Consider the following 18,383-nt stretch of genomic DNA (forward strand, 5'->3'; position numbering starts at 1 on the left):
AGAGAGGACTGAATATATTTTGAAGTCTGTTAAAACATTATTAACACGCCCCTTCAATTGGGTTGTACTTACCTTTTGCATTATTTTTGTTGGATTATTCATATTCACTTTTTTTAATGCTAAATTCTATGACACACCGATTGGGCAAATTACACAAATAAACAATACTCAATCAACACAAGTGTCAGATGAACATCACAACAAAGATACTAAGCATAAAGAAACATTACATATTCATATTTTAAATGGTAAATTCGAAGGTAAAACAACTACAATCACACATGAATATACCGAGTCACAAGCAGACAGTGAAGCATTTTCAAAAAATGATAAAGTCTTATTGCACGTTGACAAAAATCTCAGCACCGCCTATATAACGGAAAAGAAACGCGATAGTTTAGTCGTTGCGATAACTGGTATATTTTTATTAACCGTGTTACTAGTAGGTAAAAAAATAGGTTTACAATCGATTCTATCTCTTGCGCTCAATACATGTATTGTATTATTAGCGATTTATATTCATAATCAATCGCCAAATATCAGTCTGTTCGGCCTAATGAGCATCGGCATCTTCATTTCTACGACATTAACGCTAGTCCTCGTCACAGGCTGGCAATGGCGGACACTCATCACCATTATCAGCACTTTACTTGGCACATTCTTATGCGTAGGTATTACGCAATGCATCATTCAAATAACTGATGGCTCTGGTTTAAAATTCGAAACTATGAGTTTTCTAACCTTGCCACCAAAGGAAGTATTCTTAGCTTCTGTCATGATTGGTTCACTAGGCGCTGTCATGGATGTTGCTATTACAATTGCCAGTGGTATGGCTGAAATTCTACGTCGTACACCTGATATCAGTATGAGACGTTGGGCACTTGCAGGACGTAACATCGGACAAGACATTATGGGAACAATGACAAATATATTACTATTTTCATATTTATCCGGAAGTTTGCCTATGCTCCTAATTTACTTAAAAAATGCAAACACCATTACGTATACAATTTCTATGAATTGGTCATTGGAAATTTCCCGGGCAATCACGGGTGGTATTGGCATTGTCTTAACAATTCCCATCACCATTCTATTGATGCAAGTTTGGTTTAAATTGCGAGGTGTTAAATCATGAGTGCGATAACATTATTAGGTCTCATATTATTTATATTAATGTTGATCTTTGGTGGGAAAAAGGGATTGATTTCTTATCTGACACTGTTTTTAAATTTTGTCATTTTATTTATTTCAATTATACTCATCATATTCGGTGTACCTATTTATCTAGTTACACTTATATTCTGCATTTTTATTGCAGCCTGTAATTTGTTTGTACTAAATAGCTATAATACAAAAACAAAAGCTGCATTTTACGCTACAATCGTTACGACAGTCATATTAATCGCAGCTATATATTTATCCGTTTCAATCGGACATTTACAAGGGTTTACAACCGAACAACAGGACGAAACTTATATCTTTTCTATGAATATCGGTATAGATATGGTGAAATTTATGGTATTTACCATCGTACTTGCTGTGATCGCCGCTGTTATTGATTTAGCTATTACAATCAGTTCTCCAATGTATGAATTAAGCGAAACAAATCCTAATTTAACACAAAAAGAATTATTTCATTCAGGTATGCGGGTCGGTCGTGAAATATTAGCAACATCAGCCAATACGATATATCTCGCTTATTTCGGTGGTCAATTGACATTGTTTTTCTGGTTTTTCAAGCTTAACTATTCCTTTGGGCACATTATAAATTCTAAAATTTTCGCACAAGAATTCATTTCTATTATTCTTGGCGGTATCGCAGTTGCTATAAGCATCCCAATTACTGCATGGTTAACAGCATTATTAATCAAAAATCAAAAAGCACCAGACACCCATCGTTAATTTTAAGGACAGCGTATCCAAAGTTCTTCTTTGTATTGTTTCAAAGCATCATCCTACCTCATATTATGTTGCACTGTGGATGTAATCATAGACGTCATAAATTGTATGTTCAGTGCTGCCATCTCATAACTAACTAAAAACCAGTCTGAAACATCAACGATTGTTTCAGACTGGTTTTTTATATTTATTTACGTCTATTTAATTTATTTAATTCGCCACTAAAATAAGCGCGCTCCCCATGTACAACATAATCCAAGCCTTGTGCCTCTTCTTCTGTATCTGTCCCTAGTTCACTAAATTGGGCAATCACTTTCGCAATAATAAAAGTCATGATCCCACTAAATACAATGGTAATAGCTACAGCTATCAACTGATTGATTACGGGCATCATACCTCCGCCTAATAAAAGCCCATTTACCACATCGCCATTAATATGATGTGACTGAAATACACCAGTTAAAAGTGCACCGACCACCCCCCCTACACCGTGTATGCCAAATGCATCTAAAGCATCATTATAATGTAATTTCCCTTTAATGTAATTAATGACGAAGTAACAACACACACCGCCTATAAGCGCAATCACCACAGCACTCATATATCCTACGAAACCGGCAGCCGGTGTAATAGCAACTAATCCTGCAAGCATGCCCGACAACATACCTATCAAACTCGTCGTTTTCTTCATGCAATACTCTATCATTGACCAACCTAAGGCACCTGCACTCGCTGCGAGCACCGTATTCACAAATGAAATCATCGCTATTTTATTAAACGACAATGCGCTCCCTACATTAAATCCATACCACCCAATCCAAACGAAAATTGCGCCAATAAGTGTAATAATAAGGTTATGTGGCGGTCTTTTATCAAAGTTTTTCCCTGCACCTATCATAATTGCTAAGACCAAACCAGATATACCAGACGTTATATGCACAACTGTTCCACCTGCATAATCAATCGCACCTAATTGATCAATCCAACCTCCACCCCATACCCAATGTGCAACAGGACTGTATACACAGATAACCCATAAAAACACAAAAATTAAATAAGGTATAAACTTCATTTTTTCAGCTATTGATCCTGATAAAATTGAAACTGCAATGGTACAGAACATCAACTGAAATAGCATAAACAGCGCTAAAGGTATATGCGGTGAAATTGCTGATTGTGTACTAAAACCAACATGAGCTAAACCTATATATGTAAAATCTCCAAAAAATGAATTCCCAGATCCAAAACTAAAGCTAAATCCAAATAACATCCATGCAAACGTTACTATAACAATTGCCGACATACTTTGCATGACTGTATTCAATACGTTTTTAGATTGAACCAATCCCCCATAAAACAAACTTAACCCCGGTGTCATTAACCACACTAGTAACGTACAAAGAAACAAAAATAATGTATCATTCATATTCATAGCACTCACTCCTTTATACCGGAGCATAAACCCATTCCATATAAATAGCAAAAATGCGTCAGGAAAAATAACACTTTATGTTACCTTTTCTAACGCATTCCATATCATAACTATTTAATTGTCCGCCTTAAAATATAAACAGATCGACCTTCTAAAGTAGATGTTCCCGCATTTTCATAATTGGCCTGTTTATACAATGCTTGTGCTACGATATTGTCATTATTAACAGTGAGATAAATTTCATCTATATCTGGAAATTGTTTACTCAAGTAGGCTGGTAATGCATCCATGACTTTTTTGGCGTAACCTTTCCCAAGTTGGTTTTTATCAATGCTAAATGACCTAAAAAATATTGCGGCTTTATTTGTAGTATATGGCGCCACGCCTTGCCCCTCATGTAAAGTAAAAAAGCCAACACATTGTTGCTTATGGTTATAAATGAGCGTAGGATGCCTTTCGCTATCATCCGCCGCGAGTTTGATATTTTCAACAGGTGTTTTAGTAAATTGACGATCAGAAATGTCTAACGCTATATGTTTCACATCACTTATCAATTTCTCAGTATAGGGAACAAGCTCAACGAAAGGTATCTCTCGTTCTATATTTTCAAAATGTTGCCGTTCTTCTATCCATGTAATAACGGCAGGCGCAATTTTATGTTCATCCTTTTTATCTATCCATTGTAAATCAGTGATTTCTTGACTTGGTACCAAGGTAGACCAATCTATATCTGCCGTCGTATAAAAACAATTGAGTTCTGTTTTCATATTTTTTTGTGGGTAGGCTTCGCCAACAACGGTATGCATATAAATTAAAGATGACTCAGGTATATCTAATTGTAGTTCTTCATTTAATTCTCTTTGTAACGCTTGTTTATACGTCTCTCCTATATCAATCTTGCCGCCTGGAAAATAATACTTTTCTCTATTCCTTGACTGAACAAGCAATAATTTCTCTTGTTCTTCAATTACTAAACACACACATTTAATCATTACTCAACACCCCACAGCATCAATTTCCGTTCCATACTAACTTTATATTAATGAATCAAACTGGTTTTATACTATCAACGCTTATGTTAACATATTTTATTATCCATACACATCAAATTTCAGACAATCTTAATTGAATGTATATTAATGGTATAATACGAAACAAGATAACTATTTTCAAAAATGGAGGCTTTACGATAAATGGCTAAAAAAACTAAAATAAATCGCATTTCCAACACACTTAATTTTGTAGGCATTGCTGTAGAAGGCTTTAATTGGTATGCCTATCAATCAAGAAATAAAAAATTAATTTACGCAAGCATTGCCATAACTAGTGTTGGGGCTGTATTAGACTTTTATACAGCTTTAAAATCACCACGTAAATTCGCAAAAGTATTTTCAACTTTCACACTTGCGAGCACACTATTTTCAACAGTAAAACGTTTAAAATCTGTTCGTAAAGGTGAAGTAAGTATCTAGTCACCAACAAACCAACCCAAGTTCTATTTAAAAAAACTCGAATCACAATATGGACATCCATACCATGATTCGAGTCTTTTTTTTAATTTATTATTAATGAATATATACATAAGAACTTACTTGTGAAGCAGGAATTGTTCTATAAGTCACAATACCTGGTGATGCACTATAGTTCATTTCAGAAATCGTTATACTACCGTTAGCATTTACAGATTCTACAAATGCTACATGACCATAATATGCCATATCAGATTGTAAGATAGAACCAACAGTCGCTTTGCGGTCTATTGTATAACCATCCGCTGCTGCAGCTGTATCCCAGTTATTGGCATTCCACCAATATGTACTAATTCCTTTACCAATTTGGGCACGTTTATTGAATACATGCCACGTACATTGACCCCAGTCATATAAATTTGAATGATTAAAGACAGGTGTCTTATACTCAGCAGATCCAGTAGAACTTGATCCTGAACCACCTGTAGATGCTTTACCTGATACTTTTAATTTTTGACCTGGATAAATATTAAAGTTAGTTAAACCATTTAAACTCATGATTTTTTGATACGTTGTGCCATATTTTGCAGCAATCGCTGATAATGAGTCACCCGATTTAACTGTATAGGTTGTTGTGCTGCCACTACTTGTGTTCCCTGAAGTATTTGAGCTACTTGAAGACGCTGTACCTGATACTTTTAATTTTTGTCCCGGGTAAATATTAAAATTTGATAAACCATTTAGGCTCATAATTTTTTGATACGTTGTGCCATATTTTGCAGCAATCCCTGATAAAGTGTCACCCGATTTAACCGTGTATGTTGATCCTGTAGATGTATTTGACGATGTACTAGAACTTGTTGAACCAGATACTTTTAACGATTGATTCGGAAAAATAACGTTTGACGTTAAATTATTAAGCGACTTTAACTTAGCCACTGACATATTATATTTATTCGCTATAGACCATAATGAATCGCCGCTCTTAACTTTATAAGTTGTTACAGCATCTGCGTTTGTCGAAGTAACTGCAGCTAATGCGCTTGTCCCGATTACAGTTGCAATAATTTTTTTACGCAATTTATGTAAACCTCCCAAATATTCTCTTTTTTCGCTTCATCTCTATACTCACCTGTTCATTATACACCCTCGACCTGTAAATGAGTATATTAATTATATGACATTATCATTACAAAAGAGAACAACTCGGTTGCGTTCAAATTAAACCGCAAACAACTAAGATTTATTCAAAAGGTCGTAATTTTATATTTTCTATACCAAAATATGCTTTTAATAGTGTCTGATAATTACTTTGTGTTACAGGAATTTTTTCTTTTTCACCATGATCCGTAATCGTTAAATAATTATTAGATAATGTTACGCGTCCATACAACTTTGCTTTACTAACAATTAATTTTTTTACAAATATAGAATGCGCATCATACTGATTAAAATGAATCGCTTCATCGAAATCCATGATTGCTTGTGCTTTGTCAATCGCGCGATATTGAATTTCCCAAGCCTCATCTTTATATTTACTCATATCAATCGTTTGCGTATCAATCCACGACGCTTGAAAATATCCATTCACATCCTCAATCACTTCCGGTTCATTTTTTAATGGCATCGCTTGTTTAGGTACATCGGCATAACCCACATCCACTAAATATTTTTCTTGATTTATTTGTACAATTAATGCCATATGAGAACCGGCCATGGCCCACCCATTACCCGTATTGATTGTTGCTGATATCATATAAGCATCAAACCCTTTGGACGTTATCCAACTATGGAACAAACGATTCTGTTCGTAACAATAACCACCTCTGTGTTCTGAAACAATTTTATGAATCATCGTCTCATCATCTAAAGCAATCGGTTGCTTATTTTGCACATTGATATTTTCAAAAGGTACATTAATAACATATTGATATATATAATGATTTAGTGTTGTTAAATCATTGTCACGATACTTTTCTGTATTAATATTTAAGTAATCTTCTAATGATTTAAAATCCGTCATTGTCTTCACCCTTTTTAAATTTAAAATACTCCCTAATACAATTCATTTTAATAAATTTTGCTAGACTAATACAATTTATATACATTACACATTTATCGATTTTTTCAATTTTTATTATTTGCAAATAACAAAAACGGGTAAGACAATACATATATGTATTGATAGATTTGACACTAGACTAATAAATAGATACGGTGTATATTCGATGTTTTTAAAGTTGTTATAGGTTATCAATTCAATTTTTCTGATTTTTCAAACTTTTAAATTCATATTTCAATATCTATCAAACTATTTTAATGGGGGTAATTATTTGACTAAAGAACACAGCGAACAACCAAAAGATTTACGTATTCGCAGCAAAGTAATTAGTGAGGGTGTCAGTCGTACACCCAATCGAGCTTATTTACGGGCACTCGGCTTTGAAGATGAAGATTTTCAAAAACCAATGATTGGTGTTGCAAGTACTTGGAGTGAAGTCACGCCATGTAATATGCATATTGATGGTTTAGCTCGTGCTTCAAAACAAGGCATTAGTGAGGCAGGGGCTTCGCCACTTATTTTCAATACCATTACAGTATCAGATGGTATTTCAATGGGAACAGACGGTATGCGCTTCTCTTTACCAAGTCGTGAAATTATCGCGGATTCTATAGAATCAGTTGTCAGTGCTGAAAATTTAGATGCACTTGTCGCTATTGGTGGTTGTGACAAAAACATGCCGGGATGTATGATTGGTATCGCTCGTCTTAATTTACCAGCCGTCTTTGTTTATGGCGGCACAATATTGCCTGGGAAATTGGATGGTAAAGATTTAGATGCTGTTTCTGCCTTTGAAGGCGTCGGACAGTATAATAATGGCGAAATAGATAAAGAGGCACTTCACAAAGTAGAATGTGCCGCTTGTCCAGGTGCAGGTGCTTGTGGCGGTATGTTCACTGCCAATACGATGTCATCTGCTATTGAGGCCATGGGCATGAGTTTACCAGGAAGTGCTTCGCATCCAGCAGTTTCTACAAATAAATCCAAAGACAGCAGAGCAGCAGGTAAAGCCGTTTATAAACTATTAGAAAAAGGCATCTATCCAAAAGATATTATGACTAAAGAAGCATTTGAAAATGCAATTACTGTAGTCATGGCACTTGGAGGATCTACCAATGCGATTTTACATTTACTTGCTATTGCACATACAATCGAAGTCGATTTAACACTTGATGATTTCGAAAAAATTCGTAAGCGTGTCCCACATATCGCTGACTTGAGACCAAGTGGTAAATACGTCATGGCACATCTTGATGAAGTCGGTGGTATTCCAGCAGTTATGAAATTATTACATGACAAAGGCTTAATCCATGGAGATTGCTTGACCGTAACTGGCAAGACTGTTGCTGAAAACCTTGAACAACAACCTGACCTAACCGATAATAAATCTATCATTGATTTTGACAATCCAAAACACGCTACTGGACCGCTTGTCATCTTGAAAGGGAACCTTGCTCCAGAAGGCGCCGTTGCAAAAATCTCAGGTCTAAGCGTAACTTATATCAAAGGACCCGCACGCGTATTTGATTCCGAGTCCAAGGCTACCAAAGCCATCTTAAATGACGAAATCAAACCAGGTGACGTGGTCGTTATTCGATATGCTGGCCCTAAAGGTGCACCTGGCATGCCTGAAATGCTATCTGCATCATCCATTCTTGTTGGTAAAGGATTAGGTGAATCTGTAGCGTTACTCACAGATGGCCGTTTCTCTGGCGGTTCTCATGGTCTTGTTATCGGACACGCAGCGCCAGAATCACAAGTTGGCGGTCCGATGGCATTATTAGAAGAAAACGACACGATTACCATTGACGCAGAAAAACTTGAAATTAGTTTTGATGTATCAGATGAAGAACTTGAGCGTCGTAACAAACAATGGCAAGCACCACCTTTAAAAGCCAATCGAGGTACGCTAGCTAAGTATGCTAAACTTGTTTCCTCCGCTTCAAAAGGAGCTATCACAGACTAAATTTTCTTTATAGGCAAGTAGCAGCGTAATGTCGCTTGTTATTAATAGTTATTTCTAGCATTAGAACCACATTTGAAACATGACTAAATGATTTTAATGTCATGTTCTAGTTATACTAGCAATCTATTTCGTGAACTTGTCTTTTACATTTAAAAAACAGCTAACTACTGTGTATATGATTGAATAGGCCGAAACTCCAAATGAAGTTTCGGCCTATTCATTTTGCTCAAAAATAAAACAATTCCATTCAAGACACTTTAGCATGCGCAATTGTTTTTATTTTTCCTCGCTATACCATTTGCGAATGCTTTTTCACTACTTAGGGATTACTCAACACAATTGAGCACAATTATATTAAAGAAAGGGTAACAAAACAAAGCGAGGTGAGTTACATGACCTTTTTCATTGATATCATCAAAAAATTCGTTAGTTTATTCACAGGTAAATAATTTTCAAAAATTATTTGATGGGTTTGGGACATAAATAGTTGTCTCAAGCCCCTTTTTTATTAGAACATAGGTGCAAGCGCTCACTCCTTTTTAACCTTTTCCATGTTAATCATTTAAGTATGTCCATTCATCTCGCAGTATGCCCATTTTAATCGCATCATATAATTGGCCTTCTACAATTCTTGCTTGACGAATACAAGCTTCTTCTTTCATACCTACCCTCATTGCAAGTTTTATCATCCGTTTATTACCAGACCAAGTGGAAATACCAAGTCGATGTACAAAGTTCTGTTCAAATAAATAATCTACCCACAATTTAAATACTTCAGAACCAATACCACTTTCCCAAAACTTTGTATCATAGATGACAATACCTATTTCTAACCAATTTGTATTTTTATCCACCCAGTACGATCCAACTGTACCTATAAATTGACCATCAGCCATAATAGCTAACGTACTTTCTACATTTGGATAAATGTAACGCCCTTGTTTCGTTCTCTCAAAAAATGTAGATTTATCTATTTTGGGTTCATTAATATACGGTCCATTCCATTTTTTAGCTGCTTGTTGCTTTTCTTCATACTTCCAATAATAAATTTCATCAATTATAGCATCGTCTATGGCTACTAATTCACCTTTTGAAAATGGAATCATTGAAACGCCTCCCAACTATTAGTACGTATTATACGCATGATTATTTAATAAATATACTTTCATCCATAAAAAAGCTCTTCCTAAAAAGTTTACACATATTGCGTGCCTACTTTAAGAAAGAGCTTGTGATATATAGCTTATAAAAGCAATTTTACTTAATAAATCTCTCATAAATAACTAACTTACGCTTAGATGTTCAAATCATCTTAGCGAACTGATATCATATTTTACTATTTTATTAAAAGAATAAAGATTTCATTACTCTGAAGAAAGAACCTAATAAATCGAATAAGTCACCTGACATCATCATAACCTCCTTCGCAAAATTTATCGCACAAATTATGCATCAAATTGTTCGTTACGTACTAAATCATCGGCTAAACCATGCCAAAACTGTTGTAGTTCTTCTGTTGGATGGCTATAATCCGTTGCATCTTGACCAACGAAATCTACATGATCCCAACCATGTTTGATAGGTGTTACTTGCCATATACCTTTTTGAATTTGATCTGTTGCTTCTGTATATGGCTGATTAAATGGATGTTGTGCTGAAATTGTAGAAATCAGACCATCATTTTCACGCCATTCTTTTTCTGCTGCTTTCCCAATCACATTACCTGTAACAGTGAATGGGAAGAACATGCCGATATCAGATTTTTGCTTACCTAATAATGTCGGTCTTGTAGATTCACCAGTATAGGTTTTATATACAATATTAGGATTTAGGGACGTTTTTTTATTTAACTTTTCTGCGCCTTCACGTGTTAAATCATAGAAACCATTATCTTGCGTTGTCCAAAGTGCACTATTTTGTACACGTTGTACATATTTAACATATGATTCCCCTTCTCTTTGTTTAAGTCCCCATTGTCCAAATCCAAAATCTACTTTAGAGTTTTTATTACCTTTGAATTTCGCATAATCAAAGGCCAACTGTCTTACAAAGGCTTCATTACCCAATTTATCTGCGGCAATTGTACCATTATGTGGCGTACCTAAAGTCGTAATAGAATTAATCATATTGTCATTCGTACCTTGATATAATGGTGAAATTTCACCACCATGCGCTTTTTGATATTCTATTTCTTCTTTGTTACCGTTACGCAACAGTTCTTCTAATTGTCTTACCGTTTGTCCACCCATACTATGCGCTACTAGATGTACTTTTTGTCCTGGCTGCCAATCTTTATACACACCTGCATATGTTTTTCCGTAACGGTCATGTCCATATTTTTCAGCATGTGCTGCACCATAGTCCACAGTACCACCTTTTATGTAGTAATAAAGTTCAACGGCACGGTCATAGTTACTGCTTAATGCACCTATACTTGCTTCATATGTTTCATATCCATTACTTTCTAAGTCTTGGCGAATATCTAATTTGTCGCCACCCCAGTAATGCGATAAAACAGATGGATTGATATCATCTGTGAAACCATTAAAGCCATGAACCAAAATGATTGGGTCTTGGTTTTTATACTGTCCTTGTTTAGCAGTTTTATTTGGTTGTTCAGCTGTTTTGTTAACAGCTTGCTGAGTTTGATTTTTCGGTGTTGCTACCGCGCTTTCTTTTAATGCTTTTAGTGATTTATCTTGATTATCTTTACGTTCGTCATCTGAATTGGTATTTGCCGCTTTTTCACCATTTAATTTATCAAACGATAGTCCTGACTTATCTGTAGTAACAGCCGCTTCTTTGTTAGGAGATGGGCGCTCAGTTGATAACGTATCCGTATTTTCCGTCAGCTTATTTTTGTCTGCTTGGTTATATTCCGGGTCTACTTCGTCTGCTTGCTCTTGTTGTACTTTATCTTTTGCGTTGTATTCCGGATCTACTGTATTTTTATTATCAATTGCTTTTGTTTGATCGGATTGTTGTTCAGTATGTAAGCTTGTATTATTCGTATTTTTTCATCATTCGCTTGTGTATGATCATTTTCAACCAGTATTGCTGATGTTTCATTCACTAATTTTTCTTATTTATCATTCCCCAATTGATTCCCACTCAATTGTTGTACCTTTGTTTCAGTATGATGGTCTTCTTCAGTAGCCTGAGCTGTCCCTACACCTAAAAATAGTAATGAACCTATTAAAATTGAAGAAGCGCCGAAAGTAAATTTACGTATACTGTACTTGTTTTGTCTTTTATCCATGTTCAACACCTCTTGGTTAATGATTTTATACACATTCAAATAAAACTATATGAAAAGATTAACGATAAAACGTGGTATCAGTTCAAAAAACTTACCAATTAAAGCTTTCATACGATTCAACCCCTTTAAAAGAGAACGCTTACATCGTTTTCGAAAATTTTTATTTATCAAAAGAATAATTTAAGATATTAAGTCCATACATCGTATCTAAAAAATTAAAACTTTTAATAAATAATTTAATTAGATTTTACTAAAAACTGCTCTCAAGTCAATGATAGAGTGCAATTTAATTTTGCGCAATCAAAAAAGCACTCGCCAAATAACGACGAGTACATTTTAGATAAATTGAGCAATAAATATTAGTACGATGATGACCGGTAAAATAAATTTCACTAGATAATACCACGGCATAAATAATTTAAATTTATCTTTTCCAAAATGGGCTTTTAAATCATCTTTGTTTAGCAATTGGCCTACCACTAACGTTGTCCCTAATGCACCTAAAGGCATTAATATGTTAATAACTAAAAAATCCATATTATCAAATATTGAACCTGCGCCAAATTGAATACCACTTAAACTACTAAATGACAATGTAGCAGGTATACTAATCATAAACACTAATAAACTAGCATAAAAAGCAACAGGTTTACGTTTTGAATTATTATTTTTAGTAAAGTTTGAGACGTTTAATTCAAGTAATGATATAGAAGAAGTCAGTGCTGCAAACAAGAATAAAATTAGAAAAATTAAATAGAATCCTTGTCCAAAAGCCATTTGATCAAATACTTTTGGTAATACTTTGAATAATAAGCCAGGACCTTCAGTTGGACTGTAACCAAATGCAGCGATTGCTGGGAATATCGCCATTCCTGCTAATACCGACACCAAAATATTCATAGCAACAATTGAAACTGCAGAAGTCTTAATAGTCATTTCTTTCGAAGCATAACTAGCATAAGTAATCATGCCCGTTGTTCCTAAAGATAAAGTGAAGAATGATTGTCCAAGTGCAAATAAGACACCTTCCATGGATATATCTTCTAAACGTGGTTCTAAGATAAACTTCAAGCCTTCCATTGAACCCTCTAAAGAAAGTGATTTAATCACAATCACAATTAAAAAGATAAACAGTAATGGCATCATAAATTTAGATGCTTTCTCTAAGCCTTTTTCGACACCCATCATAACAATAATCATTGTTAATAAAATAAAGATACCTTGACCCGTAATGGTTAACCAAGGATTTCCTATAATCGTCTCAAATGCTATACTTCCTAATTGATCATTACTAAAAGTTAATATTTGAAACGCTACATTGATGATATATATAACGATCCAGCCACCAATGACACTATAAAAACCAAATAATATAAATACTGCTAAATTACCGTTCCAGCCAATGACATTAAGCCAACGCTTTTTCGTTAATTTTTCATATATTTTAGTTGTGTAGGTTCTCCCCATTTTACCTATAGTAAATTCCATTATAAGTAGTGGCAATCCTACAAATATCGTAAATACTAGAAACATTAGTAAAAACGCACCACCACCATATATGCCAGCCATATATGGGAATTTCCACATAGCTCCTAGTCCGATAGCAGAGCCAGCACTTGCTAAAATAAATCCTGTCGAGGATTTCCATTGTGATTGTTTATTCATTATTTTTACATCCTTTATATTTTACAAAGCTTTATCGCGTTAAAGCGTTTGCGTGGCATAGCATCTACTATAACATTTTTTTATGACTGACTCAATATATTTTTACACATGATTTCCTTATTAAAACCATGACACCAGTCATAGCAAGCTATAATAACATATGAATGTTTCATGAACTTTCATATGAAAAATACTTTAAATATTATAAATTATCTGACATTTCATTGAATATATATTCAATTTATGATAAAGTAGCATGTGTTTTGTACAAGACAATCTCCTTGAAATCGAGGTATTAAGAATGAATAAACTCATACTAATTTCTGGTCTTATGTTATTTTCATTTTTCTTCGGGGCCGGAAATTTAATATTTCCACCTATGTTAGGTTATACAGCTCAAGAAAATATGTGGGTTTCTATGACTGGATTCGCTATTACAGGTATTTTACTTCCTTATATAACTGTGATCGTTGTGGCATATATGAACGGTGGCGTTGAAAGTATTGGGAATAAAGTACACCCAATCTTTGGTACTGTTTTTGCTATCTGTATTTATTTATCTATCGGAGCACTTTATGGTATTCCAAGGGCTGCTAACGTTGCCTATGAAATCGGAACCAACCATGTTTTACCGGTACATAATCATTTCACTTTAATTATATTCTCGCTTATCTTTTTCTTAGTTGTTTATCTAATTGCGCTTTATCCAAATCGCATTATTGATAACCTTGGAAAATATTTAACGCCGATATTAATTATTATTATTGCAGTCTTATGTATATTAGTAATCATTAATCCTGAAGGTTCAATCGGACAAGCGAGTGGCAAATATGCTCAAACACCTATCGTGTCAGGTATTTTAGAAGGTTACTTCACCATGGATTTAGTAGCGGCGTTAGCCTTTTCTGTAGTCATCGTTCAAATGTTTAAAATGAGCGGTGTAAACGATCATAAGACGCTTGTAAAAAATGTAATTAAATCCGGACTGATTTCAGCCATATTATTATTAATTATCTATTTTGCACTGGCATATGTGGGCGCGACTACAAGTCATGAAGGCTTTAAAGATGGAACTGGTATATTAACATTCAATTCGTTACGCGTATTTGGTTCAATTGGAAACTTATTGTTTGGCATTATTGTTATCTTGGCATGTTTAACAACATGTATTGGTTTAGTTAATGCTTGCGCAGCTTTTGCTATGAAGAAATTACCAAAAATATCCTATAAGATGTTTGTTTTAATTTTTTCTTTATTAGGCTTTTTAGTTTCGACATTAGGATTAGAATTGATTTTACAAATCGCTGTGCCACTCTTAACATTTATTTATCCAACATCGATTGTATTAGTCCTTATATCATTGGTAAGTATTTTCATCCCATTTGAGATGAAATATGCATTTATATTACCAACACTTATAACACTATTCATTTCGTTGTTACAAATATTTAATGATTTTAACCTGTTCCAGCCATTAATTTCATTATATAAAGTACTACCATTATCAGATATACAATTAAGCTGGTTGCTTCCATTCATTATTTTATTATTTATTGGATTAATCATTGATTATTTCTTAAAAAATAAAACCGTCAGGACATCTAAATAGTCTGACATGCCATACTTAAATACATGATTTAAAATTCATTGAGTATTCGTTACCTAGATTAAATGAGGTAGACGAATACTCTTTTTTAGCTACAAGGATATATATATTATTGTCATTTGTTATAATCAGTATAAGCAAATACATGCAATTGTCATATGATTAATAAAACATATAGAATGGAGCATTGTCATGGATACATTCAATACATTTTTAGAAACAATTGATAACGACAAACACAGAACAACATTGTCTGAAGTTTTGAACTGGATTGCAGATACATTTCCTAACTTAGAAACAACAATAAAATGGAATCAGCCTATGTTTACGGATCACGGCACGTTTATCATTGGATTTAGCGTTGCGAAACAACATTTTTCAATCGCTCCTGAAGCTAAAGCCTTAAATGAATATGCACAACAAATTGAGGCAGCTGGTTATTCGCAGACCAATAACCTTTTTCGAATAAAATGGAGCCAAGACATAGATTACGCATTACTAAAAGCTATAATTCAATACAATATAGAGGATAAATCCAATTGTGATACATTCTGGAGACCATAATTTGAAAAATACATCTTTCTTTTTTGTGCTGATTCACTAAAGACGAAAACCGCATACAAGACCCCCTCAGCTAGTTTTCCAGTGAGGGGGTTCTGTTCATGATTCTATTTATTCAGTAAAATCACTTCATATCAGTTATTTAAATATTTCACTATCATTTTAATAATAAATTGGAAATATTTTTTGAATGGCTAAAGCAAATGTTTATAGGTTCTATTTTTATATAAAAGCCATAATTCCAGATATTAAAAATAAAATAGCGCAGATTAGATACAAGTATCCTAGTTTTTTCGATTGTTTCTTAACTATGACATAATATAGTACTATCATGGATAGTGCTAAAACAAGTGACGAGACGCCTCTATGAACAGATATGATATTAAACATGAACACCCCGTTCACGATAAAAAGTATTACCGATATCACAAGTGCAATTTTATCGAACTTATCAAGTCTTCTTTCTACTTGTTTCATTGACACATACCATCCTTTTGAATATTTTATCTAATAATCTTCAAAAAATGCGATGATGTCTTGTTCTACTTCCAGATGACCCTCACCATAAGTCATCAAATGTTTAGACGGGCCATAGCCTTTCATTTCTTTGTCTTCATGTTGGATGCGCTCATAAATATAATGTGCACTCGTTTCATAAGCATCATCATCTTGCTCGCCATATTTAATTGCAATCGGTGCAGTAATATCTTTTAAATGCGCCATGACATTTTCTACCAATAATTGAAACTTATATAGCTGAGGACTATAATTTTCAATTTCAGCCAACTGTTGGTCAATATCTGCTTGTTCAAGACCAACTAAACTCCCCATACGCTGTCCATAAACTTCAAGTCTACCGGAAAGACCCGCATCACTTTTTCTATAAGGTGTAGACATAATCGCTATTGAACTTATCTCTTTGCTTTCTGCCAATTTCAATGACAAGATACCACCTAGCGAAATACCGCACACACTAATTTCTGAATATCCTTTATCTTTTAAAAATTGGTAACCGGCCGTTGCATCTGCTAACCAATCATCAACATCAAATGCCATTAATTCATCAAGCATTAAACCATGTCCTTTGTATGCCGGTATATAACAGGTAAATCCCGCTTCATGTAATTTTGTTGCTAATAGTTTTACATCTCGTACGGTTCCTGTAAAAGAATGAAGCAATAATATCGCCTTTTCAGACGCTTCATGTTCCAAAAATATTGGATTCGGTGCCTTCACATTTATCATTATTTGTCACTCCAAATTTTAGTTTCCTTATGTATTGTAATTGAACAGAACTTGTCCAACAAAATCTTTCATTTTAATCATACAATTAAAAAACTTCCTTTCAAAATGATAGACACAACATATCACTTTAAAAGGAAGTACTACAAATTCAATTTCCTATGCTTAATTCTTACTGAAAAACTGTAATTCATAAATAGATTCATCATTATAAACATTAAAGCTATCAATAATACCATTTAAATACAGTACTTGTGTTTTTCGACTTACATTATGTTGATATGATATTTTTACATTTAAATCTGATTCATAGCCATTATTTTTGATTGTCTTTTCAATTTCACTAAAAACATCTATACATTCTCTTCTTAAATTATATAAATATTTTATTTTTATCATTATAAATTGATAATATTATATTTATATAATTTTTATTAATATCTATAGGAGCAATATATGTCTTTTCAAAATAATAAATTACGCTTATTCATCAAAATTTACAATTTCCGTCTCTCTGTTATAACTATCTTGTTAATGTTGCTTTTAATTATTTTCTCCCCAGATTTAAGAGCTGAAGATACTTATCAGTCTATGACTGACTTAATGGATAATACAAACGAAGGTACAGATTGGGAACTCAGTTATAACGATAATAATAGTGACACACTTATCGGTGCTATTCACGGTGGTAACATTGAAGCTGGAACTTCTGAAGCCGCAAAATTAACTGCGAATAAAGGCGCATATCGCTACTATGCGTTTGAAGGTATTCGACCATCAGACAATTCTGATCTCCATGTAACTTCCACAAATTTTGATGAACCTATCATTGAATCAATGCAACAAAAGGTTTCCAGTTCTGTAATGATTCACGGGGCAGATGGTAATGATGCCACAATATACATTGGGGGCAAAGATGAAACACTTAAAGATTCAATTGAAAATGAACTAACTGAAAATGGCTTTAATGTAGAGGTATCTCCTAGTCATCTAGAAGGTGAATCCAGCCAAAACATTGCTAATAAGAACGCTGAAAATGCAGGTGTACAGTTAGAATTGACTACAGGTTTACGTCAATCTTTCTTTAATAACCAAGATTTATCATTTAATTCGCGTTCTGATCAAAGTAATTGGAGTATGACCCTATATGATTTTGCTCAGGCCCTTAAGGACACGATTGAAGCAAAATAAATATGAATCAATCACAGTCACTGTTCATATC

At 33.9% G+C, this 18,383-nt stretch carries 15 protein-coding genes and 2 pseudogenes; 7 read left to right on the forward strand and 10 right to left on the reverse strand.

Going from position 1 to position 18,383, the window contains the following annotated elements; genetic code table 11:
• Nucleotides 1-19 precede the first annotated feature (19 nt).
• Complete coding sequence (locus M1D64_RS12090; protein WP_002484234.1) at nt 20-1,135, forward strand: YibE/F family protein; 1,116 nt, start codon at nt 20-22, stop codon at nt 1,133-1,135.
• The gene (locus M1D64_RS12095; RefSeq protein ID WP_480977493.1) at nt 1,132-1,902 is read left to right on the forward strand and encodes a YibE/F family protein; all 771 of its coding nucleotides are present in this window, start codon (nt 1,132-1,134) and stop codon (nt 1,900-1,902) included. Before M1D64_RS12090 ends, M1D64_RS12095 begins: the two co-directional genes overlap by 4 nt.
• Nucleotides 1,903-2,086: 184 nt before the next feature.
• On the opposite strand, the gene M1D64_RS12100 is transcribed toward M1D64_RS12095, so the two are convergent.
• Both M1D64_RS12100 and M1D64_RS12105 read right to left on the reverse strand, forming a co-directional pair.
• Entirely contained in the window at nt 2,087-3,331 is a 1,245-nt protein-coding gene (locus M1D64_RS12100) for an ammonium transporter (RefSeq protein WP_011303890.1), read from the reverse strand.
• Nucleotides 3,332-3,441: 110 nt separating this feature from the next.
• Nucleotides 3,442-4,323 carry a GNAT family N-acetyltransferase gene (locus tag M1D64_RS12105; RefSeq protein WP_480977494.1) on the reverse strand — a complete coding sequence of 294 codons (882 nt, stop codon included), beginning with the start codon at nt 4,321-4,323 and terminating at the stop codon, nt 3,442-3,444.
• A gap of 201 nt (nt 4,324-4,524) precedes the next feature.
• On the opposite strand from M1D64_RS12105, the gene M1D64_RS12110 reads away from it, so the two are divergent.
• Nucleotides 4,525-4,803 carry a hypothetical protein gene (locus tag M1D64_RS12110; RefSeq protein ID WP_002484239.1) on the forward strand — a complete coding sequence of 93 codons (279 nt, stop codon included), beginning with the start codon at nt 4,525-4,527 and terminating at the stop codon, nt 4,801-4,803.
• Nucleotides 4,804-4,896: 93 nt separating this feature from the next.
• On the opposite strand, the gene M1D64_RS12115 is transcribed toward M1D64_RS12110, so the two are convergent.
• Entirely contained in the window at nt 4,897-5,880 is a 984-nt protein-coding gene (locus M1D64_RS12115) for a CHAP domain-containing protein (RefSeq protein WP_480977495.1), read from the reverse strand.
• Between the two features lie 163 nt (nt 5,881-6,043).
• On the reverse strand, nt 6,044-6,823 hold the full coding sequence (locus M1D64_RS12120; RefSeq protein ID WP_041079860.1) for an arylamine N-acetyltransferase family protein: 780 nt from the start codon (nt 6,821-6,823) through the stop codon (nt 6,044-6,046).
• 310 nt (nt 6,824-7,133) lie between these two features.
• On the opposite strand from M1D64_RS12120, the gene ilvD reads away from it, so the two are divergent.
• Nucleotides 7,134-8,828 carry a dihydroxy-acid dehydratase gene (gene ilvD, locus M1D64_RS12125; RefSeq protein ID WP_002484243.1) on the forward strand — a complete coding sequence of 565 codons (1,695 nt, stop codon included), beginning with the start codon at nt 7,134-7,136 and terminating at the stop codon, nt 8,826-8,828.
• Nucleotides 8,829-9,382: 554 nt separating this feature from the next.
• Here ilvD and M1D64_RS12130 read toward each other — a convergent pair.
• The 4 genes and pseudogenes from M1D64_RS12130 to M1D64_RS12145 form a co-directional block, all read right to left on the reverse strand.
• Nucleotides 9,383-9,934, reverse strand: coding sequence for a GNAT family N-acetyltransferase (locus M1D64_RS12130; RefSeq protein ID WP_126424524.1), 552 nt, complete (start codon nt 9,932-9,934; stop codon nt 9,383-9,385).
• Between the two features lie 339 nt (nt 9,935-10,273).
• Nucleotides 10,274-11,827 (reverse strand): annotated as a pseudogene (lip, locus tag M1D64_RS12135) (YSIRK-targeted triacylglycerol lipase); the annotation flags it as partial.
• 83 nt (nt 11,828-11,910) lie between these two features.
• Entirely contained in the window at nt 11,911-12,087 is a 177-nt protein-coding gene (locus M1D64_RS12140) for a YSIRK-type signal peptide-containing protein (RefSeq protein WP_002484246.1), read from the reverse strand.
• Between the two features lie 336 nt (nt 12,088-12,423).
• Entirely contained in the window at nt 12,424-13,755 is a 1,332-nt protein-coding gene (locus M1D64_RS12145) for a sodium-dependent transporter (RefSeq protein WP_480977570.1), read from the reverse strand.
• Between the two features lie 298 nt (nt 13,756-14,053).
• Between M1D64_RS12145 and brnQ the strand changes: the two genes are divergently transcribed.
• The gene (gene brnQ, locus M1D64_RS12150) at nt 14,054-15,361 is read left to right on the forward strand and encodes a branched-chain amino acid transport system II carrier protein (RefSeq protein ID WP_037539119.1); all 1,308 of its coding nucleotides are present in this window, start codon (nt 14,054-14,056) and stop codon (nt 15,359-15,361) included.
• A gap of 189 nt (nt 15,362-15,550) precedes the next feature.
• Nucleotides 15,551-15,922, forward strand: coding sequence for an iron chaperone (locus M1D64_RS12155; RefSeq protein ID WP_069821782.1), 372 nt, complete (start codon nt 15,551-15,553; stop codon nt 15,920-15,922).
• A 504-nt stretch (nt 15,923-16,426) separates the two neighbouring features.
• On the opposite strand, the gene M1D64_RS12160 is transcribed toward M1D64_RS12155, so the two are convergent.
• A complete protein-coding gene (locus M1D64_RS12160; protein ID WP_041079855.1) occupies nt 16,427-17,164 on the reverse strand; it encodes an alpha/beta hydrolase in 738 nt (245 codons plus the stop codon).
• A 162-nt stretch (nt 17,165-17,326) separates the two neighbouring features.
• Nucleotides 17,327-17,515, reverse strand: a pseudogene (locus M1D64_RS12165) (hypothetical protein); the annotation flags it as partial.
• Between the two features lie 237 nt (nt 17,516-17,752).
• Here M1D64_RS12165 and M1D64_RS12170 point away from each other — a divergent pair.
• Entirely contained in the window at nt 17,753-18,352 is a 600-nt protein-coding gene (locus M1D64_RS12170) for a poly-gamma-glutamate hydrolase family protein (RefSeq protein WP_480977496.1), read from the forward strand.
• Nucleotides 18,353-18,383 lie beyond the last annotated feature (31 nt).

The sequence above is a fragment of the Staphylococcus sp. Z5-21 genome, from assembly GCF_056529615.1.